The 24,266-nt window shown below is 61.1% G+C and carries 21 protein-coding genes; 10 read left to right on the forward strand and 11 right to left on the reverse strand.

The window, feature by feature from the left end:
* Positions 1-45: 45 nt before the first annotated feature.
* Together HU738_RS05095 and HU738_RS05100 are read left to right on the forward strand one after the other, a co-directional pair.
* Positions 46-1,344, forward strand: coding sequence for an MFS transporter (locus HU738_RS05095; RefSeq protein ID WP_186601521.1), 1,299 nt, complete (start codon positions 46-48; stop codon positions 1,342-1,344).
* Positions 1,341-2,111, forward strand: coding sequence for a substrate-binding domain-containing protein (locus tag HU738_RS05100; RefSeq protein WP_186601520.1), 771 nt, complete (start codon positions 1,341-1,343; stop codon positions 2,109-2,111). Before HU738_RS05095 ends, HU738_RS05100 begins: the two co-directional genes overlap by 4 nt.
* On the opposite strand, the gene HU738_RS05105 is transcribed toward HU738_RS05100, so the two are convergent.
* Together HU738_RS05105 and lpdA are read right to left on the reverse strand one after the other, a co-directional pair.
* Entirely contained in the window at positions 2,097-3,005 is a 909-nt protein-coding gene (locus HU738_RS05105; RefSeq protein ID WP_186601519.1) for a LysR family transcriptional regulator, read from the reverse strand. The genes HU738_RS05100 and HU738_RS05105 overlap by 15 nt on opposite strands.
* 73 nt (positions 3,006-3,078) lie before the next feature.
* On the reverse strand, positions 3,079-4,479 hold the full coding sequence (gene lpdA, locus HU738_RS05110; RefSeq protein ID WP_186601518.1) for a dihydrolipoyl dehydrogenase: 1,401 nt from the start codon (positions 4,477-4,479) through the stop codon (positions 3,079-3,081).
* 207 nt (positions 4,480-4,686) lie between these two features.
* Here lpdA and cfaB point away from each other — a divergent pair, with 207 nt between their 5' ends.
* Complete coding sequence (cfaB, locus tag HU738_RS05115; RefSeq protein ID WP_186601517.1) at positions 4,687-5,871, forward strand: C17 cyclopropane fatty acid synthase CfaB; 1,185 nt, start codon at positions 4,687-4,689, stop codon at positions 5,869-5,871.
* A 49-nt stretch (positions 5,872-5,920) separates the two neighbouring features.
* Here the strand turns inward: cfaB and cls are convergent, their stop codons facing one another.
* A complete protein-coding gene (cls, locus tag HU738_RS05120; protein WP_186601516.1) occupies positions 5,921-7,360 on the reverse strand; it encodes a cardiolipin synthase in 1,440 nt (479 codons plus the stop codon).
* 130 nt (positions 7,361-7,490) lie between these two features.
* Here cls and HU738_RS05125 point away from each other — a divergent pair, with 130 nt between their 5' ends.
* On the forward strand, positions 7,491-8,018 hold the full coding sequence (locus HU738_RS05125) for a DUF3617 domain-containing protein (protein WP_099814980.1): 528 nt from the start codon (positions 7,491-7,493) through the stop codon (positions 8,016-8,018).
* A gap of 3 nt (positions 8,019-8,021) precedes the next feature.
* On the opposite strand, the gene folE2 is transcribed toward HU738_RS05125, so the two are convergent.
* Together folE2 and HU738_RS05135 are read right to left on the reverse strand one after the other, a co-directional pair.
* Entirely contained in the window at positions 8,022-8,909 is an 888-nt protein-coding gene (gene folE2, locus HU738_RS05130; protein ID WP_186601515.1) for a GTP cyclohydrolase FolE2, read from the reverse strand.
* A gap of 21 nt (positions 8,910-8,930) precedes the next feature.
* On the reverse strand, positions 8,931-9,311 hold the full coding sequence (locus HU738_RS05135) for a glutamine synthetase (protein WP_176508541.1): 381 nt from the start codon (positions 9,309-9,311) through the stop codon (positions 8,931-8,933).
* 112 nt (positions 9,312-9,423) lie between these two features.
* Between HU738_RS05135 and zigA the strand changes: the two genes are divergently transcribed.
* The 3 genes from zigA to HU738_RS05150 are packed head-to-tail and all read left to right on the forward strand — an operon-like array spanning position 9,424 to position 12,263.
* A complete protein-coding gene (gene zigA / locus HU738_RS05140) occupies positions 9,424-10,632 on the forward strand; it encodes a zinc metallochaperone GTPase ZigA (protein ID WP_186601514.1) in 1,209 nt (402 codons plus the stop codon).
* Positions 10,629-11,255: a DUF1826 domain-containing protein gene (locus tag HU738_RS05145; RefSeq protein WP_186601513.1), complete on the forward strand. Its 627-nt coding sequence runs from the start codon at positions 10,629-10,631 to the stop codon at positions 11,253-11,255. Before zigA ends, HU738_RS05145 begins: the two co-directional genes overlap by 4 nt.
* Before the next feature lie 39 nt (positions 11,256-11,294).
* Complete coding sequence (locus HU738_RS05150; protein WP_186601512.1) at positions 11,295-12,263, forward strand: CobW family GTP-binding protein; 969 nt, start codon at positions 11,295-11,297, stop codon at positions 12,261-12,263.
* 3 nt (positions 12,264-12,266) lie between these two features.
* Here HU738_RS05150 and HU738_RS05155 read toward each other — a convergent pair whose 3' ends face one another.
* Positions 12,267-12,659, reverse strand: a complete 393-nt coding sequence (locus HU738_RS05155; RefSeq protein ID WP_054884785.1) for a DUF3301 domain-containing protein — start codon at positions 12,657-12,659, stop codon at positions 12,267-12,269.
* Positions 12,660-12,779: 120 nt separating this feature from the next.
* Between HU738_RS05155 and pdxY the strand changes: the two genes are divergently transcribed.
* Positions 12,780-13,652: a pyridoxal kinase PdxY gene (gene pdxY, locus HU738_RS05160; RefSeq protein ID WP_186601511.1), complete on the forward strand. Its 873-nt coding sequence runs from the start codon at positions 12,780-12,782 to the stop codon at positions 13,650-13,652.
* On the opposite strand, the gene HU738_RS05165 is transcribed toward pdxY, so the two are convergent.
* The gene (locus HU738_RS05165; RefSeq protein WP_016394349.1) at positions 13,649-14,134 is read right to left on the reverse strand and encodes an acyl-CoA thioesterase; all 486 of its coding nucleotides are present in this window, start codon (positions 14,132-14,134) and stop codon (positions 13,649-13,651) included. The genes pdxY and HU738_RS05165 overlap by 4 nt on opposite strands.
* A gap of 334 nt (positions 14,135-14,468) precedes the next feature.
* Here HU738_RS05165 and HU738_RS05170 point away from each other — a divergent pair, with 334 nt between their 5' ends.
* Positions 14,469-16,229, forward strand: a complete 1,761-nt coding sequence (locus HU738_RS05170) for a cation:proton antiporter (protein ID WP_186601510.1) — start codon at positions 14,469-14,471, stop codon at positions 16,227-16,229.
* A 117-nt stretch (positions 16,230-16,346) separates the two neighbouring features.
* On the opposite strand, the gene HU738_RS05175 is transcribed toward HU738_RS05170, so the two are convergent.
* The 3 genes from HU738_RS05175 to uvrD all read right to left on the reverse strand — a co-directional run bounded on the left by HU738_RS05175 (position 16,347) and on the right by uvrD (position 20,172).
* The gene (locus HU738_RS05175) at positions 16,347-16,754 is read right to left on the reverse strand and encodes an SMI1/KNR4 family protein (protein WP_176508535.1); all 408 of its coding nucleotides are present in this window, start codon (positions 16,752-16,754) and stop codon (positions 16,347-16,349) included.
* 114 nt (positions 16,755-16,868) lie between these two features.
* On the reverse strand, positions 16,869-17,726 hold the full coding sequence (locus HU738_RS05180) for a Tim44 domain-containing protein (RefSeq protein ID WP_186601509.1): 858 nt from the start codon (positions 17,724-17,726) through the stop codon (positions 16,869-16,871).
* 259 nt (positions 17,727-17,985) lie between these two features.
* Positions 17,986-20,172, reverse strand: a complete 2,187-nt coding sequence (gene uvrD / locus HU738_RS05185; protein WP_176508534.1) for a DNA helicase II — start codon at positions 20,170-20,172, stop codon at positions 17,986-17,988.
* Positions 20,173-20,403: 231 nt separating this feature from the next.
* On the opposite strand from uvrD, the gene HU738_RS05190 reads away from it, so the two are divergent.
* A complete protein-coding gene (locus HU738_RS05190; protein WP_186601508.1) occupies positions 20,404-22,764 on the forward strand; it encodes a putative bifunctional diguanylate cyclase/phosphodiesterase in 2,361 nt (786 codons plus the stop codon).
* Positions 22,765-22,772: 8 nt separating this feature from the next.
* Here the strand turns inward: HU738_RS05190 and zwf are convergent, their stop codons facing one another.
* Positions 22,773-24,215, reverse strand: coding sequence for a glucose-6-phosphate dehydrogenase (gene zwf, locus HU738_RS05195; protein ID WP_186601507.1), 1,443 nt, complete (start codon positions 24,213-24,215; stop codon positions 22,773-22,775).
* Positions 24,216-24,266 lie beyond the last annotated feature (51 nt).

A 24,266-nucleotide genomic window follows, 5' to 3' on the forward strand; every position in this document is an offset into this window, starting at 1 on the left:
GAAATAAGCACTTACAATTATTAAGAAACGCTGGAGATCCACACCATGAGTCTGCCATCACACTCGGTGCCTGAGGGCAAGTCCAAGGCCGGTATGGTCTTCCGGGTCACGTCCGGAAACTTCCTCGAACAGTTCGATTTCTTCCTGTTCGGCTTCTATGCCACGCATATCGCGGCGGCCTTCTTCCCCGCGTCCAATGAATTCGCCTCGTTGATGATGACTTTCGCCGTGTTTGGTGCAGGCTTCCTCATGCGCCCACTGGGTGCGGTGATCCTCGGTGCCTACATTGATGACGTAGGCCGGCGCAAAGGGCTGATCGTAACCCTGGCGATCATGGCCAGTGGGACCTTGCTGATCGTGCTGGTGCCCGGATATGAGAGCATCGGACTACTGGCCCCGGCGCTGGTACTCATCGGGCGCTTGTTGCAAGGATTCTCGGCTGGCGCGGAGCTCGGCGGCGTGTCTGTGTACCTGGCCGAAATGGCCACGCCGGGGCACAAGGGCTTCTACGCCAGCTGGCAGTCCGCCAGCCAGCAGGTGGCGGTCGTCGTCGCTGCGGCGCTCGGCTTTGCCCTCAACCAGTGGCTGACGCCTGATCAACTCACCCAGTGGGGTTGGCGGGTACCGTTTGCTGTGGGCTGCATGATCATCCCGGTGATCTTCCTGCTGCGTCGCAGCCTGCAGGAAACCGAGGAGTTCGCCGCCCGCGAACATCGCCCAACCATGAAACAGGTACTGGCGACGCTGGCTGCCAATTCCGGCATCGTGCTGTTCGGCATGCTGATGGTGGCCATGACCACCACTGCCTTCTACATGATCACGGTATACGCGCCGACCTTCGGCAAGACCGTGCTGCAACTGAGTACCGGTGATGCGCTGCTGGTGACCTTGCTGACTGCGGTGTCGAACTTCATCTGGTTGCCCATCGGCGGTGCGCTTAGCGATCGCCTGGGGCGCAAGCCGCTGCTGTTGGCCATGTCGCTGATGACCTTGATCACCGCTTACCCGGCCCTGACCTATCTGGCCCAGGCGCCGACCTTCGGCCACATGCTTGAAGTGCTGCTGTGGTTCTCGTTCCTGTACGGCATGTACAACGGCGCGATGATCCCGGCGCTGACCGAAATCATGCCGGTGGAAGTCCGTGTAGCTGGTTTTTCGCTGGCTTACAGCCTGGCGACTGCCCTGTTCGGCGGGTTCACCCCGGCAATCTCGACGTGGATGATCCATGTCACCAATGACAAGGCGGCACCCGCCTACTGGATGATGTTTGCCGCGCTCTGTGCATTCGTCGCTACCTGGATGCTGTACCGTCGCTTGGCCAACCGCGCACCGGTGGCTGTATGAGGAACTCGATGAAAGCGTTACTGACCGCTGCTCTCCTGGCTGGCTGCAGCCTTGCCCAGGCTGCCGAACTGACCGTAATGACCTCGGGTGGCTTCACCGCCGCCTATCAGCAACTGGGGCCCAAGTATGCCGCGCAGAGCGGCGATACACTGGTCACCGTGCTCGGGCCCTCGATGGGCAAGGCACCCGAGGCGATCCCCAATCGCCTCGCTCGCGGCGAGCACGCTGACGTGGTGATCATGGTCGGCTATGCGCTGGACGAGCTCATCCGTCAGGGTAAGGTCGACCCGGCTTCGCGCGTCGAGCTTGCCGACTCGCGCATCGGTATGGTGGTCAAGCAGGGCCAGCCCAAGCCGCAGATCGGTACCCCCGATCAGCTGAAGCAAACATTGCTGGCGGCAAAATCGGTGGCCTATTCGGATAGCGCCAGTGGCGTGTATATCAAGACGCAGCTGTACAAGAAGTTGGGTATCGAGGACCGCCTGGTCGGCAAGAGCACCATGGTCGAGCGCATACCGGTGGCCTCGCAGGTGGCTCAGGGCACCTATGAGCTTGGTTTCCAGCAGGTTGCCGAGTTGCTGCCGGTGCCGGGTGTGACCTTGGTTGGCAAGATTCCGGAAAGCCTCCAGTCGGTGACCCGCTACGCTGCCGCTATTCCAAAAGGCGCCGAACACCCAGCCGAGGCAAAAAAGCTTCTGCAGTACCTGGCCTCACCTGCCGCGCAGCCTGACGTACGTGCTACCGGCCTGGATTCAGTCGCCCGGTAATACGCCGGGCAACTCCCGGATCAGCCTTACCATCTCGAGTGCCGCAGGCGTGAGTGTACGGCCGCGGCGCTTGAGCAAGCCCATCTTGCGGCTGACCTGCGGTTCGACCAGTGCAACACTGGCCAGAATTGGATGGGGTGACAGCGGCAGCGCAATCGACGGCACCGCAGCTATTCCCAGGCCCGCTTCGATCAGGCCCAGCAGGGTGGTCACATGCCTGGCCTCGCAAACACTCTCTTTGCTCACCTGCATGCCGGCCAGCGCCCGGTCCAGGACCAGACGGTTGCCAGACGACTTGCCCAGGCTGATGTACTCATGTTCGTAGGCTTGCGCCCAGGTCACCGTATCCTGCTTGGCCAGCGGGTGGTCCTGGCGGCAGGCGATGACATAGCGTTCTTCAAGCAAGTCGCTGAACTCGATCTCCGGTGCGAGATTGCCCGTGAAGCTCAGGCCGAAGTCCGCTTCGCCGGAGGCCACGGCGGCACTCACTTCGTTGGCCGAGGCGTCGTACAGGTTGATGCGCACTTTCGGATATTGCCCATGGAAGGCACGAATGGCATGGGGCATGAAGTAGTAGGCGGCTGACGGCACACAGGCGATGGTCAGGGTGCCGGTGCGCAGCGAGCCACCATCACCGACGCTGAGCAGCGCCAGGTCGAGATCGTCCAGCAGGCGCTCCACCTGAGGTAGAAAGGCACGCCCGACATTGGTCAGCGACACCTTGCGCGTGGTGCGTTCGAGCAGTTTCACGCCCAGTGCCGACTCAAGCTTTTCGATACGCCGGCTCAAGGCTGACTGGGTGATGCGAATGGTATCGGCGGCGCGGCGGAAACTACCTTGCTCGACCACAGCACGGAAGGCCTGCAGGTCGTTCAGATCGAAATTGATGCTCACCCGGTGGGCCCCGCTGGTTTGATCGAAAACGTGCATCAATGGTATTTCGAAAAAACCAGCAGAGCCAGCTAGGTCAGATCTGCATGGCCATGCCGTGCACGTTCATCGCTGCCTGGCGCAGGGCTTCGGAACGGGTCGGGTGCGGGTGGCAGATCAGCGCGATGTCTTCAGCCGAGGCGGCGAACTCCATGGCCACGCAGAACTCGCCGATCATCTCGCTGACGCTTGGGCCGACCAGGTGCACACCGAGCACTTCATCGGTATTGGCATCGGCGATGACTTTGGCGAAGCCTTCGGTCTCATGGTTGATCTTGGCACGGCTGTTGGCGGTGAAGGGGAACTTGCCGACCTTGTAGGCGCGGCCTTCGGCCTTCAGCTGCTCTTCGGTCTTGCCAACGGTAGCCAGCTCCGGGCGGGTGTAGATCACGCCCGGAATCAGGTTGTAGTTCACTTCATGCGGTTTGCCGGCAATCCGCTCAATGCACGCAACCGCTTCGTCTTCGGCCTTGTGCGCCAGCATTGGGCCGGACGTGACGTCGCCAATCACCCATACACCTGCTACCGAGGTGCGGTGATGCTCGTTGCTGAGCATGCCACGCTTGTCGGTTTCCAGCCCGACGCTTTCAAGGTTCAGGCCCTTGGTATAAGGACGACGGCCGATGGCGACCAGGACGTAGTCGGCCTGCAGCGTTTCGGCGGCCCCACCCGCAGCCGGCTCCAGGGTCAGGCTGACACCTTCGGCTTGCGTCGTCGCTTGGGTGACTTTACTACAGAGCCTGAAGGCCATGCCTTGCTTGGCCAGCGCTTTTTGCAGGGTCTTGGCGGTTTCTTCATCGGTGCCCGGGCAGATGCGGTCGAGGTACTCGATGACGGTGACCTGTGCGCCCAGGCGGCGCCATACCGAGCCCAGTTCCAGGCCGATGACGCCCGCACCGATCACCACCAGGTGCTTGGGTACCTGAGGCAGGGCCAGGGCACCGGTGGAATCGATGATCCGCTGGTTGTCGATGGTCACGCCGGGCAGGGGAGTGGGCTCTGAGCCGGTGGCAATGACGATGTCCTTGGCCTGCAGTGCGGTCTCGCTGCCATCTTCAGCCTTGACGATGACCTTGCCGACGCCATCCAGGCGGCCCCAGCCTTTGATCCAGTCGACCTTGTTCTTGCGGAACAAGTACTCGATGCCCTTGGTCAGGCCGGTCACGCTCTCGTCCTTTTGTTTCATCATCTGGGCGAGGTTTAGCGTCGGCTTCACTTCGATGCCGAGGTGGGCGAACTCGTCGCCGCTGGCAGCTTCGTAAAGCTCGGAAGCGTGAAGCAACGCTTTGGACGGCATGCAACCGACATTAAGGCAGGTGCCGCCCAGCGTCGTACGGCCTTCCACGCAGGCGACACTCAGGCCCAGCTGGCCGGCGCGGATCGCTGCGTTGTAGCCGCCAGGGCCGCCGCCGATGATCACCACGTCATAGGATTTCATGGGTTTTGTACTCCAGGTGAGAAAGCGCGAGAGGGGCATAAGGTTAAGCTGAGAAGTGCGGATTGTATACAATCTGTTGCCTTATCAGACCAGTTGGTTCTAGACCTTGGTCTCGTTTAGAGGAAACCTCCCACGAATGAACTACTCTGTTCCGGCGACGTTCGAAATGTCAGGCGTCGTAGCCTTTTAGGGATAGGAGGAGTGTTCATGCTTGCTCAACTTCCACCGGCATTGCAGAGCCTGCATCTGCCGCTGCGGCTGAAACTGTGGGATGGAAACCAGTTCGATCTGGGCCCAAGTCCGCAGGTCACCATCCTGGTCAAGGAGCCACAGCTGATCAGCCAGCTGACCCACCCGAGCATGGACCAGCTGGGCACTGCATTCGTGGAGGGCAAGCTGGAGTTGGAAGGCGATATTGGCGAAGCCATCCGTGTCTGCGACGAACTCAGCGAAGCATTGCTGACCGAAGAGGATGAGGCTCCGCCGAAGCGCCTGGCGCATGACAAGAGCACAGACGCCGAGGCTATTTCTTATCACTACGACGTCTCCAACGAGTTCTATCAACTCTGGCTCGATCAGGACATGGCCTATTCCTGTGCCTATTTCCGCGAGCCCGACAACACCCTGGATCAAGCGCAACAGGACAAGTTCGATCACCTGTGCCGCAAGTTGCGCTTGCAAGCCGGCGACTACTTGCTGGATGTCGGCTGTGGTTGGGGCGGGCTGTCGCGTTTCGCCGCGCGAGAATATGGCGCCAAGGTATTCGGTATTACCTTGAGCAAGGAGCAGCTCAAGCTCGGCCGCGAGCGGGTCAAGGCAGAAGGCCTGGCCGACAAGGTCGACCTGCAGATTCTCGACTATCGCGACCTGCCTCAGGATGGCCGCTTCGATAAGGTCGTCAGCGTTGGCATGTTCGAGCATGTCGGGCACGCCAATCTGGCGTTGTATTGCCGGAAACTGTTCGGCGCCGTCCGCGAAGGTGGACTGGTAATGAACCATGGGATTACTGCCAAGCATGTCGATGGGCGCCCGGTCGGGCGTGGAGCAGGTGAGTTCATCGACCGTTATGTCTTCCCCCATGGCGAGCTGCCGCACCTGTCGATGATCAGCGCCAGCATCTGTGAGGCGGGGCTGGAGGTGGTGGACGTGGAGAGCTTGCGTCTTCACTACGCGAAGACGCTGCATCACTGGAGCGAGAACCTGGAGAACCAGTTGCACAGGGCTGCGGGGTTGGTGCCGGAGAAAACCCTGCGGATCTGGCGCCTGTACCTGGCCGGGTGTGCCTATGCGTTCCAGAAGGGCTGGATCAACCTGCACCAGATTCTGGCCGTGAAGCCATATGCCGATGGGCACCATGATCTGCCGTGGACGCGGGAAGACCTTTATCGCTGAGCCTCCATCACTCACCGCAGAGGGGCCGCAAAAGCGGCCCCTTCTTCGGTCAGAGGATGGGTGAAATCAGGCGCGCAATGCGCATTCCCAGCTGCTGGATCCGATGGGTATCGCGGCTGTCTTCAGCAGTGATTTCACGGGCTTGTTCAAAGTCGTCCAGCAGCATCGCCTCTACCTGATCAGCGAACCGACGGTCCACCGTCAGCAAGGTGATTTCGAAGTTGAGCCGGAATGAGCGATTGTCCAGGTTGGCGCTGCCGATCGCGCTGACCTCGTCATCCACCAGCACCACTTTCTGGTGCAGGAAGCCGGGCTGATAACGGAACATCCTCACCCCTGCACGTACCGCTTCGAACGCAAACAGGCTGGAGGCCGCATACACGATCTTATGATCGGGCCTAGACGGAATAAGCACGCGCACGTCCACGCCACGCAGTACCGCCAGGCGCAAGGCAGCGAACACGGCTTCGTCGGGGATGAAATAAGGGCTGGTGATCCATACACGTTTGCTCGCCGAGTGGATGGCCTCGATGAAGAACAGCGAACAGGTTTCCTGTGGGTCTGCCGGGCCACTGGCCAACGCTTGGCACAGCACCCCGTTGTCCGGGTAGGTGTCGGGCAGGATCAAAGGAGGCAGCTGGCGCGTGGCCCAGTACCAGTCCTCGGCAAACGACTCCTGCAGGCAGGCCAACACCGGGCCGCCGATCTGCACATGGGTGTCGCGCCAAGGTGACAGGTGTGGATCCTTGCCAAGGTATTCGTCCCCTACGTTATGCCCACCGATGAAGCCGAGCAGGCCATCGACCACGACGATCTTGCGGTGGTTGCGGAAGTTGACCTGAAAGCGGTTGAACCATCCGCGGCGGGTGGCAAAGGCATGGATCTGCACACCGCCATCACGCAGCACTTGGCTGTAACTCGCGGGCAGCGCATGGCTGCCGACACGGTCGTACAGCACGAACACCTTCACACCCTCAGCCGCCTTGCGCAGTAGCAACTGCTGCAGCTCCTTGCCAAGACGGTCGTCGTGGATGATGAAAAATTGCACCAATACCACTTCGCGTGCCTGCTCGATGGCAGCGAAGATGGCCTCAAAAGTGGCTTTACCATTGATCAGCAGCGTCACTTCGTTATTGGCCAGGCAAGGCATCCGCCCGAGCTTCGGCATGGCACGCAAGGCCGCATAGCTTTCTGACTCTCTGGCGGTGAGTGCTTCTTCAACCCAAGGCCGCCAGTTGAGGTTGGCCATGGCCACGTGCATTTCCTGGTTGGCCTGGCGCCGGGCCTGGATGTAAGCGTAGAAGGATCGCGCACCAAAGATGAGGTAGGGAATCAGGGTGAGGTAAGGAATGAAGAACAGTGACATGGCCCAGGCAATTGCACCTTGGGCAGTACGCACGGTGAACACGGCGTGCAACGCGGCGATCATGCCAAGCAAATGAATCAGGCCGAGCACGTAGCCGAAGAAGTAGGGGCTGTGGTAATCCATACGCATCCTGCTTGCCGAATACACAGCGGATAACAGAACACGTTCCACCTCCGCCTTGCAACCTGAAAGCGGATTTGGCGTCTAAGGCTGAGCCCGGCCCGTTGGCCGGCTTTACGAGGAGCGTCCGTACATGAAGATTCGTCTGCCACTGTTGGCCCTGGCCTTGGGCCTGAGCAGCCCACTGGTAAATGCGCAGATGTTGCAACCTGGTTTGTGGGAATTGACCACCAGCAACATGCAGGTCGATGGCAAGCCATTACCCGATATGCAGTTCATGCTCGGGCAATTGAAGAATCTGCCCCCTGAACAGCGGGCCATGATGGAAGGGGTATTGGCCAAGCAGGGCGTTACGATTGGCGGCAATGGCGTGCGCTCGTGTCTGACGCGTGAACAGGTGCAGACCAACGATATCCCCCTGCAGGATCCCAAGTCTGGATGCACTCAGAAGATCACCGACCGCACGGGTAATGTCTGGAAGTTTCAGTTCAGTTGCCCGAAGGCACAGGGGACTGGCCAGGCGACTTTCCTCAGTGACAAAGAGTTCACTACTCAGGTCAATGGCACCTTCAATGCCTCGGGCGTTCAGCAGCAGGGCAGCATGAATACCCGCGCCGTATGGCTCGGCAACGACTGTGGAACAGTCAAACCTCGCACCTGAGCCTCACCACCGCCACTGGCTGCTGGCTACCGCATCGTGGGCATGCAGGCTCTCTGCATGTTCCACGCGCAGCTTGAAGGCCGTCGCCCATTCCAACTGCTGCAGCGACTGGTGCAGTCGCCGAGCGGCGTCTTCACAGAACATGAGGTTCTGCCCGTTGGCCAAGGCGAACGCTTGTTCGTCTGCACGCTTTACCGCAGTTTGCACAGCCGTACCCAGGCTAGCCTCAATCCGGTCTATCAATTCAGTGATGGGCAGCAACGCCAGTTTGTCTTGCAGGCGCACGCTGACGATCGCCTGGCTACGCTGGCTATGGGGTGTCGCGACGATGCCTTGGCTGGTGCCCAACCATTCCAGTACCGCGCTGCGCTCGAGGTGCTGCCCGGCGAAGTCAGCCTCGAACTGCTGTTGAATCAGTTGCCTTGCAAGGGCTGCCGAGCAGGGGCACGTTGAGGAATAAGGCACACGAACGGATAGTTCCACGTGGAACATTTCATCTGCAATCTTCGCTTCGAGGCTGACTGCGTAGCGCTTCCAACCCGCCAATGGGCTGACCAAGGCGGGCCTCTTGAGCATGTGCTGGAAATCCAGGCTGAGATAAGCCGCGTGGGAAAGTCCCTCGTGACTGGTGAGAAAGTCTGCGAGAAGACGGCGAATGGCCAAGGGCGTCAATGGCTGCGCTTCGAGCGATTCCAGTGCCAGGTATAGGCGAGACATATGGATGCCTCGGGCATTGCCATCCACCAGGCTGACACCCGCATCGGCCTTGGCCGGCACCTGACGACCGTCTAACTGGATAGGTACGGCGATACCGTGCATGCCGACCCAATCAAGCGGGGTGGCGTGTGCTTGGGGCTGGGAGGCAATGTCCGGGAGCATCAGGCTAGTCATGGGGTTTTACCAGAATTAGGGTCAGCGACATCCGCCGACCAGGCTGCAATGCAGATTGAAACGCTGGCCGCTGGAGCTGGACACGCGATTCAACGTGGTCCAGCCAACCCGTCGGCTGTAGCCGAACCAGGCTTCGCCATCGCTGGCCAAACCGGTAAACAACGTCAGTGCGCCATAGCGGCTGTTGGTCTGCGACCAGAGACGACGTGTCGTCGTGTCGAAGCCGCGCAGGTAGAAATGGCTGCCTTCAGTGCGCACGCTGTAGTAACTGCCATTGCCGTCCTGGCAGGCGAGCAGCGTTGCGCTTCGGGTGCACAGCGCCAGCGAACTACCTGAGGCCAATGCCAGGGCGGGCACAGGCGTCAGGAGCAGCAGCAACAGGGCCGCAGGTGGCAGTTTCATTTCCATCTCCGGAATACGTTTGCGACGAGTATGGCTTGGCGAAATTGTATTGTTACTTTATAACATTATGCAATGCATCGTTTCGAGTGCGTCCGCCTGAAGAGGGTTCACCATGTCCAACCGCCTCCCTGTCACCGTGCTGTCCGGCTTCCTGGGTGCCGGCAAGAGCACCTTGCTCAACCATGTACTGCGTAACCGCGACAATCTTCGGGTCGCGGTCATCGTCAACGACATGAGTGAGATCAACATCGACGCCAGCGAAGTGCAGCGCAACGTCAGCCTCAACCGCGCGGAAGAAAAACTGGTTGAAATGAGCAACGGCTGCATCTGCTGCACCTTGCGTGAAGACCTGTTGGAGGAGGTCGCGCGACTGGCCGAGGAAGGCCGTTTTGACTATCTGCTGATCGAGTCCACCGGTATCTCGGAGCCGCTGCCGGTTGCCGAGACCTTCACCTTCCGCGATGAGCAAGGCCGTAGCCTGTCCGACATGGCGCGCCTGGATACCATGGTCACCGTGGTCGATGGCCTGAACTTCATGCGCGATTACCAGCAAGCCGACAGCCTGGCCAGCCGCGGCGAGACGCTGGGTGAAGACGATGAGCGCTCCATCAGCGACCTGTTGATCGAACAGGTCGAGTTCGCCGACGTGCTGCTGCTGAGCAAGATCGACCTGATCAGCCAGCACGAGCGCGAAGAACTCACCGCCATTCTGCGAAGCCTCAATGCCCGCGCGCAGATCGTGCCGATGGTCATGGGCCAAGTGCCGCTGGCGCGGATTCTCGATACCGGGCTATTCGACTTCGACCTGGCAGCGCAGGCACCAGGCTGGCTGCAAGAACTGCGCGGCGAGCACATACCGGAAACCGAGGAGTACGGTATCGCGGCGAGTACCTGGGAAGCCCGTCGTCCCCTGCACCCACAACGCTTCTTTGACTTTATCCACAAGACCTGGAGCAACGGCCGATTGCTGCGCTCCAAAGGGTTTTTCTGGCTGGCCAGCAAGTTCCAGGAAGCCGGTAGCTGGTCGCAGGCGGGCGGCATGATGCGTCATGGCCTGGCCGGGCGCTGGTGGCGTTTTGTTCCCCGCGAGCATTGGCCGCAGGATGAGCAGAGCACGGCGGATATTCTCAAGCACTGGCACGCTGAAACCGGTGACTGCCGCCAGGAGTTGGTATTCATCGGGCAGAACATCGACTTCGTGCAGTTATCCACAGAGCTGGACGCCTGCCTGCTGAGCGATGAGGAAATGGCACTCGGGCCGATGGCCTGGCTGCGCCTGCCTGATCCGTTCGGTCCCTGGCAGGCCGAGGAAGCAGCATGAACCTGGCGTTGCGCCCGCGGGTTATCCGCCAGGCCTTCGGTGAGGCACCCAAGGTGCTCACCGAAATCTTCGAAGATGGCGTTAACCTGGCTGTCTGGCAGCGCCGTTTGCCTGCGCAGGTCGAAGATTTTGCCACCTTGGTGGTCAGCCTCGGTCAGTCCCTGGCTGACCAGCGCGTACTCGATGTGAACGAGCACGAGCCGCCGCAATTGCCTGGCTTACTGCAGGAGGCTGCCGACCTGCATGGCTACGAGGGGTTTGTGGCTGATGTGACGTGGCTGGTATCGGCCTACACTTGCCTGGTCGGGGCGCGGCGGGTGGGGCTGCGGCTGCGGGTGCTGCAAGGTGCCATGTGCCCGCGCTTCCATGTGGATAACGTGCCCTTGCGCTTGCTCACCACGTACGTCGGCCCTGGCAGTGAATGGCTGGAAGAAGGCGCAATAGAGCGAGTCGGTCTGCATTTGGCTGCGGCACCTGTGGATAACATTCGCGCCCTGCAGGCAGGTGAGGTGGCAGTTGTCAAAGGAGAGAAATGGCTGGGCAATGAAGGCGGCGGACTTATCCACCGCTCGCCAGCCAGTGACCAGCGGCGTCTGCTGCTCAGCCTTGACTGGCTGGCCTGACGGGTCATAGTGGAGTGAATTCCGCGTAGAAGGCCTGGCATGCTGCAGAACATTCCCACCCACGTCATCGCCGGTCCCTTGGGGGCGGGCAAGACCAGCCTCATCCGCCAGCTGATGGCCCAGCGCCCGGCAAACGAACGCTGGGCCGTGCTGGTCAACGAGTTTGGCCTGGTCGGCCTTGATGCGGCGTTGCTCAGTCGCGACGAGGATGGGATTGCCATCGGCGAGGTGGCCGGCGGCTGCCTGTGTTGCGTGAACGGTACACCGTTCCAGGTTGGCCTCGGCCGCCTGCTGCGCAAGTCTCGGCCTGACCGCTTGTTTATCGAGCCTTCCGGGCTTGGTCATCCTGTGCAGTTGTTGAATCAATTGCAGCAGGCACCTTGGGTTGGGGTGCTGGCAGTGCAGCCGTTGGTGATAGTGCTGGATGCTCAGGCACTGGCCCTCGGTGAGCCGTTAGCAAACGCTCAGCAACAGGCCTTGCAAGCGGCATCGCTGGTTGTGCTGAACAAGGCCGATGCTGTGGATGAAAATTCCAAGCTGTTGATAAACAGTAATTTTTCCCATATTCGCACCCTTTGGACCCAGCAGGGGCTGGTCGAGCTCGAAATGCTGCCTGTTTCATCCACACATTCAATGAATGTCGGTTTGGTTGATGATGTGCCCGAGACAAGCCTATCCACAACCCCTTCAGCCCTGTGGATAGATCCTTCCTTGCCGATTTGTGCAGCCCAGGAGGGAGAGGGAGGATGGAGCATCGGCTGGCGCTGGCACCCCAGTCAGCGATTCGAACCCCAACGTTTACAGGCGTTTCTTTCGGCCTGGCCCTGGCGGCGTGCCAAGGGAGTTATCCACAGTGCGGAGGGATGGCAGTCATTCAATGGGCTCAATGGTGAATTGGCGCAGTGGCAGCCGAGCGAATGGCGCAAGGACTCGCGCATCGAGCTGATCTTCGAACAGGTGCAGCCAGAGCCGCTGTTACGAAAGGCTCTGGCAGATAGCCTGATCTGAGGGTCAGTTGCGCCAGCGATTGTGCTCCTGACGCCACTGCTGCATCTCGATCACATTGTCAGCCCGTGGTGGCGTCTTGATCTCGAATGGGTAGGGGGCCAGTTCGATCTGGGCGCTGTGGGCGCCGAACTGGGTCACGGTTCCAGGGTGGCGTTGTTCACCGGTCACGGTGAACTCGAAGGCATAGACGCGGGCCAGGCGCTTCTTGCCGTTTGCATCGCGGATGAACGCGATGCGTTTGAGCGCAACGGCGTCATCCAGCAGCTCCAGGTCGAGCTTGGCACAATGCTGTTTGACCCGCTCCAGGGCCTTCTCGCGCAGCCCGTGGTTGTGCCATAACCAAGCGCCTGCCGTGGCCAGCAACATCAGGACGAAGAGATTCTCCAGGGTCAACATTTACGTATGCTCCAAACAGGTCAAACCAGCTTAACTGCGTCCCTGGCCTGTCGTACAGGTGGCAATCGAGTCCATACTGCGCGCTGCACAATCCTTGAAACAGCTTTGGAATCCTCCCGCATGAAACGTACCCCGCACCTCCTCGCCATCCAGTCCCACGTGGTATTCGGCCACGCCGGCAACAGCGCTGCGGTGTTCCCCATGCAGCGTATCGGAGTCAATGTCTGGCCCCTCAATACCGTACAGTTTTCCAATCACACTCAGTATGGCCAGTGGGCGGGCGAAGTGCTCGCTCCTGCGCAAATTCCTGCGTTGGTGCAAGGTATTTCCAACATCGGCGAATTGGGCCACTGCGACGCCGTGCTGTCTGGCTATCTGGGCAGCGCCGAGCAGGGCCGGGCGATCCTGGCGGGCGTCGATCGCATCAAGGCTGTAAATCCGAAGGCGCTGTACCTGTGTGATCCAGTCATGGGCCATGCGGAGAAGGGGTGTATCGTTCCGCAGGAGGTCAGCGAGTTCCTGCTCGATGAAGCGGCGGCCAAGGCGGATATCCTGTGCCCCAACCAGCTGGAGCTGGACAGCTTCTGCGGCCGTCGGGCGCAATCGCTCGAGGACTGTGTGAGCATGGCGCGCAGCCTGCTCGAACGTGGCCCGCGAGTGCTGCTGGTCAAGCACCTGTCGTATCCGGGGCGGGCTGAGGACATGTTCGAGATGTTGCTGGTGACCCGCGAAGCAAGCTGGCACCTGCGTCGCCCCCTGCTGGCGTTCCCTCGGCAACCGGTCGGCGTGGGCGACCTGACTTCGGGGTTGTTCCTGGCCCGCGTGCTGTTGGGCGACAGTTGGCAGCAGGCCTTTGAGTTCACCGCTGCGGCCGTGCACGAGGTGCTGCTGGAAACCCAGGCCTGCGCCAGCTATGAACTGCAGCTGGTGCGGGCCCAGGATCGCATCGCCCATCCGCGTGTGCGCTTCGAGGCGCAGCGCCTGGCAATCTAGATCGAGTCGGTTTTCAGGTCCTGGTAGCGCTTTTCCAGTTCCTGGCGGATCTGGCGGCGCTGCTGGCCCTGCAGGAAGCGGCGCTTCTCTTCGCTGGAGTGCGGCTGGCGGGGCGGCACGGGTACCGGGCGACGGTTGTCATCGACCGCGACCATGGTGAAGAAGCAGCTATTGGAGTGACGTACCGAGCGCTCGCGGATGTTCTCGGTGACCACCTTGATCCCCACTTCCATCGAGGTGTTGCCGGTGTAGTTGACCGAGGCGAGGAATGTCACCAGCTCGCCAACGTGTACCGGCTCGCGGAAGATCACCTGGTCGACCGACAGGGTCACCACGTAGCTGCCGGCGTAGCGACTGGCACAGGCATAGGCCACTTCGTCGAGGTACTTGAGCAACGTGCCGCCGTGTACGTTGCCAGAAAAGTTGGCCATGTCCGGGGTCATCAGGACGGTCATGCTCAGCTGGGCGTTTCCAGGTTCCATAGTGTGCTCACGGTGAGGTTGCGCTGAATCGGGGCGGGTATCTGCTGACACTTCTGGGTTCCCCTCTAGAAGGTTTGCCTTCCTGATTTACGGGACGTTGCCGGACGCTCCATGGTCACGCCAATTACGTCATCAGAGGCGGCTGATCGGCCGATCTGTTTCTACATATTGCACCGCCTTTTTGCGGCAGGGTGCGATGTTAACCTGACTACGCCCACGCAACGTGGGCGTTCTTGCATTCAATACAGTATGTACTTGCTGCTCGCTCGGCTGTGCCTTGGCAGAGGAGCGGTCTGCCCAGGCATCCAGCAAAGTCGACAAGGAGTATCGCGCCATGCATGCCATCAGCTTCATCCAGGACCTGGCAGTTATCATGCTGGTCGCCGGTGTGGTGACGATTCTGTTTCATCGCCTCAAGCAGCCCGTGGTGCTGGGCTACATCGTCGCCGGCTTCATCATCGGCCCGCACACACCGCCGTTCGGCCTGATCCACGATGAAGACACGATCAAGACCCTGGCCGAGCTGGGGGTCATTTTCCTCATGTTCTGCCTGGGCCTGGAGTTCAGCCTGCGCAAGCTCTTCAAGGTCGGCGCCACGGCCTTCATCGCGGCATTCCTGGAAATCGTCCTGATGATCTGGATCGGTTTCGAGATCGGCCGCTGGTTCGGCTGGAATACCATGGACTCGCTGTTCCTGGGCGCGATCCTGGCAATTTCCTCGACCACCATCATCGTCAAGGCGCTGAATGACCTGAAGATGAAGAACGAGCGTTTCGCCCAGCTGATATTTGGCGTGCTGATCGTCGAGGACATCCTCGGTATCGGCATCATCGCCTTGCTGTCCGGCATTGCCGTCAGTGGCACAGTCAGCTCAGGCGAGGTGTTCTCGACAGTGGGCAAGCTGTCGTTGTTCATGATCGTCGCACTGGTCATCGGCATCCTTCTGGTGCCGCGACTACTGGCCTACGTGGCGAAGTTCGAAAGCAACGAGATGTTGCTGATCACAGTGCTTGGCCTGTGCTTCGGTTTCTGCCTGCTGGTGGTCAAGCTGGAATACAGCATGGTGCTGGGGGCCTTCCTGATCGGTGCGATCATGGCCGAGTCACGCCAGTTGCTGAAGATCGAACGCCTGATCGAGCCCGTACGCGACCTGTTCAGCGCAATTTTCTTTGTCGCCATCGGCCTGATGATCGACCCCCAGGTGCTGGTCGACTATGCCTGGCCGATCGTGGTGATCACCCTGGCGGTGGTACTGGGCAAGATGCTGTCTTGCGGTATGGGCGCCTTCATCGCCGGTAACGATGGCCGTACTTCGCTACGGGTGGGCATGGGCCTTTCGCAGATTGGCGAATTCTCCTTCATCATCGCGGCGCTGGGGATGACCCTGCAGGTCACCAGCGATTTCCTTTACCCGGTGGCCGTGGCGGTTTCTGCCATCACCACGTTGCTGACGCCTTACCTGATCCGCGCTGCCGATCCGCTGTCATTGAAGCTTGGCAAAGTCGTGCCAAGGCGCCTGGCGCGGGTCCTGTCACTGTATGGGGAATGGCTGCGCAACATTCAGCCGCAAGGCGAAAGCGCCATGCTGGCGGCGATGATCCGGCGCATCCTGCTGCAGGTGGGCGTCAACCTGGCGCTGGTGATCGCGATCTTCTTCAGCGGTGGTTACTTCGCCGGGCGCATCGGCAATTGGTTGAACGAATGGGTCACGGATGTCAGCCAGCAGAAGGCGTTGATCTGGGGGGCGGCATTACTGCTGTCGCTGCCGTTCCTGATTGCTGCGTATCGCAAGCTCAAGGCATTGTCGATGCTGTTGGCAGAGATGGGGGTAAAACCGGAAATGGCCGGGCGGCAAACCCAGCGCGTGCGTCGTGTGGTTGCCGAGGTGATTCCGCTGCTGTCGCTGCTGGTGATCTTCCTGCTGCTGTCGGCGTTGTCGGCGAGCATTCTGCCGACCAGCGAGCTGTTGCTGGTGATCGCCGTGGTAGCGGCAGTGGTGGTGTCGTTGTTGTGGCGCTGGTTCATCCGCGTGCATTCGCGGATGCAGATCGCCCTGCTGGAGACGCTGGAGAACAGCCGCGATCATTCGCACTGAGGGCGTGCCCAGGCAGGAGCGCCCATGTGTCGCAAACGGGCCGCAAAGCGGCCCTGGCGTTCAGCATCGAATCGAAGCAGCGAGGCCGCTCCTGAAGGATTGGTGCAGCTGACGATGTCAGCTCTCCAGCCATACATCCCGTGCCCAGTGCCATACCGATTCCCAGCTCTCCTCGGCGACGGCTTCTTCGTCGCCATCCCACAGCACCACGGTGCCATCTTCCTCGACGCAGTAGTAATTTTCGCCATCCTGGCACAGCGGGATCAGGTCGCGCGGCACACCGGCATCCCAGGCGTTGGCAGCGACATCAGGCAGGTAGGTGTGCGAATGCGGGTCGGTGCAGGTCACCGGTTCCAGCGAGCCGTACACGACATCGCTGACCGTCAGCAAAAACTCCTTGAATACGAACGGAATGTTGATGAACAGCTGCTCCTCGATCTCGACCAGTTGGTCTTCATCGGGAAGCTCCAGCGGCACCGGCACCGGTTCATTGGCTTCACGGAGTTGTTCGATCACTTCTTCCACGGTTTACATCCTCTGACCTTGATGACAACGCTGCGCGTTATACCCTAGTAGTCTGCTCTGGCAAAAGCAAAAACCCCGAGGCAGGCCCGGGGTTTTTTGTGCAACGTGCGGCGGTTAACCGTTTTGACGGATACCGGCGACCAGCCAAGGCTGGTTCTCGCCATGGGCGCGAACCATGTGCCAGCTTTCGTTGAAGGCTTCGCCCTGGTCGAAGCGCGAGGTCTTCGACACGCCACGGAAGGTCAGTGTGGCGTCGGTGCGGTCGGCGCGATCATCGACACCGTCCAGCTGTACATCGAGGTCATCGATGTAGGTGGACTGGAAGCCATCGCCCAGGTCGGCGCGCTCGCGCTTGAGGAATTCAAGCATCTGCGGGGTGACGAACTCGGCGATCTTGTCCATCTCGTTGGCATCCCAGTGCTGCTGCAGCGACTGGAAGTGGCTGCGGGCTGCGGCCAGGAAGCTCTGCTCGTTGAACCAGGCCGGTGCGTTGATCACCGGAGCGGATGCGGCGGCAGGGGCGGCCGACCCACCGAAGATCGACGGTTGGGCTGGCTGCTGACCATGGGCTTCACGCTGGAACGGCGCATGGCCCGGAGCGGCCATGTGCGGCTGCTGCTGGCGACGGCGCGCGGCAATGAAGCGGAACACCAGGAAGGCGATCAGACCCATGATCAGGAAGTCCATGATCTGCAGGCCCTGGAAGCCGTCACCCATGAACATGGAAGCCAACAGGCCACCAGCGGCGAGGCCGGCCAGTGGGCCCAGCCAGCGCGAAGCACCGCTGGCGGCGGCCGGGGCGCGGCCTGGAGCGGTCGGCGCGGCAGCAGGCGTGGTTGGCGTAGCCTGGCGGGTCTGGTGGATAGGTGCGGCGCCCGAGCTCTTGCCGCCGCCAAAACGCTTGGCGTTGGCGTCCAGGCTCAGCGTCAGGCCGACGCAAAGCGCCAGTACGATGCTAAGAAAACGTTGCATAAATGGGATTTCCCCTGTTGTGGATTGCACGCGCGTCATGGTGCACAGGTTCCTGTGCACATGACCAGCGACAAGATGTTTCCAGCTTTTGCCTGAATGTTACAGGCCGCTCAGGTCGTGGTTGGGCGACTCGGTCTTTGTGGGAGCGGCCTTGCGTCGCGAAAGGGCTGCGAAGCAGCCCCAGGATTTCAGCGCAGATGCATAATTTGTTGGGGCTGCTTTGCAGCCCTTTCGCGACGCAAGGCCGCTCCCACAGGTTTCAGATGGCCTCGAGCTTGGCGTACCCCAGCATGAGCCATTTGCTGCCTTCGGCAAAGTTTACCTGCACGCGCGCCTGGGCACCGGACCCCTCGAAATTGAGGATCACCCCTTCGCCAAACACCGCGTGCTGCACTCGCTGGCCCAGGCTGAAGGCGGTCTGTGGAATGGCCGCATTGGCAAACAGGTTGCTGCTGGTGCTCGTCGAGCCGCCGAACGGCCTGCTGACGCTGTTGGACAAGCGTACTTCCTGAACAAGGCCGCTCGGAATCTCGCGTACGAAACGAGACACCTTGTTGTAGGTCTCGCTGCCATAAAGACGGCGAGTCTCGGCATAGGTCATGATCAGCTGGCGCATGGCGCGGGTGATGCCCACGTAGGCCAGGCGGCGCTCCTCTTCCAGGCGGCCGGGTTCTTCCAGGCTCATCTTGTGAGGGAACAGGCCTTCTTCCATGCCCACCAGGAATACGTAGGGGAACTCCAGGCCCTTGGCGCTATGCAGCGTCATCAACTGGATACTGTCTTCGTGCTCGTCCGCCTGGGCATCGCCAGCCTCCAGTGAGGCATGGCCAAGGAAGGCCGACAGCGGCGACAGGCCGGCGTCGTCTTCGCTGGTTTCGAAGTTGCGCGCGGCGCTGACCAGTTCTTCAAGGTTTTCTACCCGTGCCTGGCCCTTTTCACCCTTTTCTTCCTGGTGATAGATGATCAGGCCAGACTGCTCGATGGCCGTCTGGGTCATGGTGTGCAGCGGCATGTCCGCGACCTTGCTGGCGAGGCCTTCGATCAACTCGATAAAGGCTCCCAGGGCAGAGGCGGCGCGGCCTTTCAGCGCCTTGGCGGCCAACAGCTGGCACATGGCTTCCCACATGGACAGCTGGCTGTGGCGTGCATGTTCGCGAATGGCTTCGACGGTTTTCTCGCCAATGCCACGGGGCGGCACGTTGATCACCCGCTCCAGTGCCGCATCGTTGCCGCGGCCTTCGATCAGGCGCAGGTAGGCCATCGCATTCTTGATTTCGGCACGTTCGAAGAAGCGCTGGCCACCGTAGATGCGGTAAGGGATGCGTTCGCGCAGCAGGGCTTCTTCCAGCACCCGCGACTGGGCGTTGGAGCGATACAGGATGGCGATATCGCTGCGCGCGCTGCCTTGCTTGATCAGGCTCTCGATGGTCTCGACCACATAGCGCGCTTCATCGTGTTCGTTATAGGCGGCGTACAGCGTCAGCGGCTCGCCTTCGCCCATGTCGGTCCACAGCTCCTTGCCCAGGCGCCCGCTGTTGTTGGCGATCAGCGCGTTGGCAGCCTTCAGGATGCCGCCGGTCGAGCGGTAGTTCTGCTCCAGACGAATCATCTCGGCGTCAGGGAAGTCGGCCGTGTACTGGTGAATGTTCTCGATCTTGGCGCCGCGCCAGCCATAGATCGACTGGTCGTCGTCGCCCACCGCCATCAGGCTGCCACCGTTCTTGCCCGCCAGCAGGCGCAGCCAGGCGTACTGCACGGCGTTGGTGTCCTGGAATTCGTCCACCAGCAGGTGGCGGAAGCGCCGCTGGTAATGTTCCAGCAAGCCTGGGTGGTCGCGCCACAGGTCGAGGGCGCGCAGCAGCAATTCGGAGAAGTCGATGACCCCGGCGCGCTCACAGGCCTGTTCGTAGGCGCTGTATACATCCCGCATGGTCTGCAGGAACAGGTCGCCGCTGGCCTGGATGTGGTGTGGGCGCAGGCCCTCGTCCTTCTGCCCATTGATGAACCACTGGGCTTGGCGCGCCGGCCATTTTTGCTCGTCCAGGCCGAGTTCACGCATGACGCGCTTGATCAGCCGCTGCTGATCATCGCTGTCGAGGATCTGGAAGTTCTGCACCAGGCGTGCTTCCTGCCAGTGCGCCCGCAGCAAGCGGTGCGCCAGGCCGTGGAAGGTACCCACCCACATGCCGGCCGGGTTGATACCCAGCAACTGCTCGATCCGCTGGCGCATTTCGGCGGCAGCCTTGTTAGTGAAGGTCACCGACAGGATCGAGTGCGGCGAGGCCTGCTCGACCTGGATCAGCCAGGCGATGCGGTGCACCAGCACGCGGGTTTTACCGGAACCGGCGCCAGCAAGCACCAGCTGACGCCCAAGCGTGGCGGCGACGGCCTGGCGCTGGGCATCGTTGAGGGAATTGAGCAGGAGGGAGAGGTCATCTGTGTGCATCCGGCCATTCTAGGGGCAGGCCGGTCAAGGGGCAAACATCTACTGTATGAATATTCACCTCTCGCCCTGTCGCTCATCGGGTTGTGCATCCACTACAGTCAGCAGGCCAGTGCTTGCCCGGTACGACCTGGCGAAAGAAGCCACGGAGCAGTTTGGCCAAATCAGCGGTTTGTGTAAGATCGCAGCTCGTTCAACGCCAACCATAATAAGAACAGTACAAGAACCCGCGCTATGACTCAGGACTGCACGGCGATCGGAGTATCGCTGGAGATGACAAGGAACGTGCGCAGGCAGTTCGCCACTCAGCTGTCCGTTGAGCGAACCCGCCTGTTGTATCAAGGCTCACTGCTGCCCACAGTGTTCATGCTGCTTACCGGTTTGCTGTGCGCCTGGCTGGTGTGGAGCCCTGGACGTTATCTGCTGGTGGGCGTCTGGCTGGTATGGCTGCTGGCGCTGGTGGCCCTTCGAGTGATCCAGGTTGCGGCGTTCGATGCAGCCACGGCGCAGCGCCAGGCCAACCCCGGCTGGCGCCGCATGTTCTTGCTCGGCTCGGCGTTCAGTGGCTTGACCTTGGCCTGTGCCGCGATTGCGCTGGTGCCGGACGACAACTTCGTGCAGCAGGCCTGGGTGTTCGGGCTGCTGGGGATGGCCACCTTGAGCGCGAGCATTGCCTATGCAGTGAGCTTGCCGGCCTTTCTCAGCTTTGCCTTGCCCTGCCTGGTGCCGCCCATCCTGTTCCTGTTCTGTTTCGGCGCCGGACAGCAGCGTGGTTGGGGCTGGCTCGGGCTGATCCTGCTGGCGGCGCTGCTGGTGGTAGCCTGGCAGGTCAACCGCCTGCTTGACCGCAGCCTCCTGCGGCGGTTCCAGAATCAGGCGTTGAATCAGGACCTGCAACGGGTCTCGGCGCAGAAGGTGCTCGAAGAGCAGCAGCGCCTTGCTGCCACGGTGTTTGAAGCCTGCAACGAGGGCGTGGCGATTCTCAGTGCCGATTTCGTGGTGCTGGCAGTGAATCAGGCTTACTGCCAGATGACCGGCTACAACCGCTCCGAGCTATTGGCGCGCGAGCTGTTCGACCTGCCATGCCACAGCGATGCGCGCCGGCACAGCCAGGCCATCGAGTCGGCGCTGGCGCAGCGAGGCGGCTGGGAGGGTGAACTGGTAGAGGCGCGCAAGCACGGCGAGCTGCACCCGCAACGCTTGCAGCTGACGGCTGTGCGCGACCCACAGGGCCAATTGAGCCAGGTGGTCGGCTTCTTTACCGACCTGTCGGCACGTCGGGCATCCGAGGAGCGCCTGCGCTATCTGGCGCACTACGACGAACTGAGCGGACTGGCCAACCGCTCATTGTTCCGGCTGCGCCTGCAAGAAGCCGCGCAACGGGTACGCAGCAACGGCCGCAGCCTTGCCCTGCTGCATGTCGATCTGGACCGTTTCAAGCTGCTGAACGAAAGCCTGGGTCATGAACTGGCCGATCAGCTGATTCACAAGATTGCCCGGCGCATTGTCAGCACCGTTCCCGAGGCGGATACCGTGGCGCGGCTATCTGGCGATGAGTTTGCCGTGCTGTTCGATGGGTACAGCAACCTGTCGAGCCTGGTGCGGGTAACCACCCGCTTGCTGAACAAGTTGCGCAAACCGCAGCGGCTCGATGGGCATGAGGTGGTGGTCAGCGCTTCGGTGGGTATCAGTGTGCTGTCCGACGCCACGCTCGATGCCGATTCGTTGATCAGCCAGGCAGACATGGCCAAGCAGCATGCCAAGCATCTGGGCGGCGACAACTTCCAGTTCTATACCGAGAGCCTGCGTGCCAGTACCCTCGAGCGCCTGCAACTAGAGAACCAGTTGCGCAAGGCCATCGATGAAGAACAACTGAGGGTCTATTACCAGCCCAAACTGTGCCTGCGCAGTGGCCGCCTGCATGCCGCCGAGGCACTGGTGCGCTGGCCGCATCCGCAGTGGGGCATGGTGCCGCCAGCTGAATTCATCGGTTTGGCCGAAGAAACCGGTCTGATTGCTCCGATCGGTGAACTGGTGCTTCGCCATGCCTGCAGGCAAGCGCGCGAGTGGCTCAAGCAAGGGCTGGAGGTGCGGGTTTCGGTCAACCTGTCGGTCTATCAGTTGCGTCAGGGCAAGCTGGTCAGCCTGGTGCGTCAGGTGCTTGAGGAAACCGGGTTGGCGCCGCATCAGCTGGAGCTGGAGCTTACCGAAAGCCAGCTGCTGGACAGCGTCGAACATATCATCTCGACCTTCGGGCAATTGCGTGCACTGGGCGTGAAGCTGGCCATCGACGATTTTGGCACCGGCTATTCATCATTGAGTTACCTCAAGCGCCTGCCGGTGGACTACGTGAAGATCGACCAGGCATTCATCCGTGGCTTGTCCGAGGGTAGCCAGGATGCCGCCATAACCCGAGCGATCATCACCCTGTCCAGAAGCCTGGGCCTGAAGGTAGTGGCAGAAGGGGTGGAAACGGCGGAACAGTTGGCTTTCCTGCGTGAGCACGGCTGTGATGAAGCCCAGGGCTACCTGATCAGCAGGCCCATCCCGGAGCCTGAGTTCAGGGAGATGATTGCCCGTCCCTGGGGGCATTGAGCGCACCATCAGCCATGCCAGTGCCTGCCATGCCTGGCCAGCAGGCTGTTGGCCTGTTCCGGCCCATTGGTGCCGGCAGCATAATGGCGGGGCGCCTGGAAGTGCTCTTCCCAACCCTTGATGATCGGGTCGACCCAGGCCCAGGCGGCTTCCACTTCGTCGCGGCGCATGAACAAGGTCGAATCGCCTTCCAGAACGTCCAGCAACAACCGTTCGTAGGCGTCCCAACGGCGCGTCTGGCCAAATACCTGGGCAAGGTTCAGGTCCAGGTCGACCGGTTCCAGGCGCATGCCCTTGCCGGGGCTTTTGGTCATCATCCGCAGGCTGATGCGCTCCTCCGGCTGCAGCTGGATCAGCAGCTGATTGACCTGGCCGCCAATGAACAGCTCGTGGGGCACCGGTTTGAACTGAATGACGATCTGCGACGAACGCCGCGCCATGCGCTTGCCGGTCCGCAGGTAGAAAGGCACGCCAGCCCAGCGCCAGTTGTCGATGTGCGCGTGCACGGCGACGAAGGTTTCGGTGTCGGTATCATTGTCGACGTCTTTCTCGAAATAGTAGGCCGGTACTTCCTGCCCGCCGATATGGCCGGCACCGTACTGGCCGCGCACGGTCTTGTCCTGCACGTCCTGGCCGGTGATCGGCTTGAGTGCGCGCAGGATCTTCACTTTCTCGTCGCGGACAGCTTCGGCCTCGAACTGCGCCGGTGGCTCCATGGCCACCAGGCACAACAGCTGCAGCAGGTGATTCTGCAGCATGTCGCGGGTCGCCCCGGCGCGGTCGTAGTAACCGCCACGGTTTTCCACACCGAGGGTTTCGCAGACACTGATCTGCACATGGTCGACCTGGCCGTTGCGCCACACCGGCTCCAGCAAGGCATTGGCGAAGCGCAGGGCCATCAGGTTCTGCACGGTTTCCTTGCCCAGGTAGTGGTCGATGCGAAACACCTGCGATTCGTCGAATACCGCGCCGATCGCTTCGTTGATCGCAGTGGCCGAGGCCAGTGAATGGCCGATCGGTTTCTCCAGCACGATGCGCGCTTCGCTGTCGGCCAGCCCGGCAATCCGCAGGTGGTTGGCGATGGGTACGAACAGGTTGGGTGCAGTGGCCAGGTAGTAGATGCGGGTCAGCCCTCCAGGCTCGCCGAGATAGCGGGCCAGGCGGCCAAAATCAGCGCTTTGCGCCGCATCCATGGGGAAGTAGTCGAGGCGGGCGGAGAAGCGTTGCCACACATCCTCGTCGAAATCGTGGCGGGCGATCTGCGCCCGGCAATGGCGTTCGGCGAGCTTGAGGTACTCATTACGGGTTATGTGGCGGCGGGCGAGGGCGATGATGCGCACCGCGTTGTTCAGGCGTGCCTCGCGATACAGGTGATACAGCGCCGGCAGCAGTTTGTGCAGGGCCAGGTCACCGGTGCCACCGAACACCAGAATGTCGCAAGGAATAGTCAAACCACCACTCTCCACGTTCGTTTAACTGGGCGGGTTGGCCTCCATGTAGTA

The sequence above is a fragment of the Pseudomonas vlassakiae genome (assembly GCF_014269035.2).
Classification (GTDB): Bacteria; Pseudomonadota; Gammaproteobacteria; order Pseudomonadales; family Pseudomonadaceae; genus Aquipseudomonas; species Aquipseudomonas vlassakiae.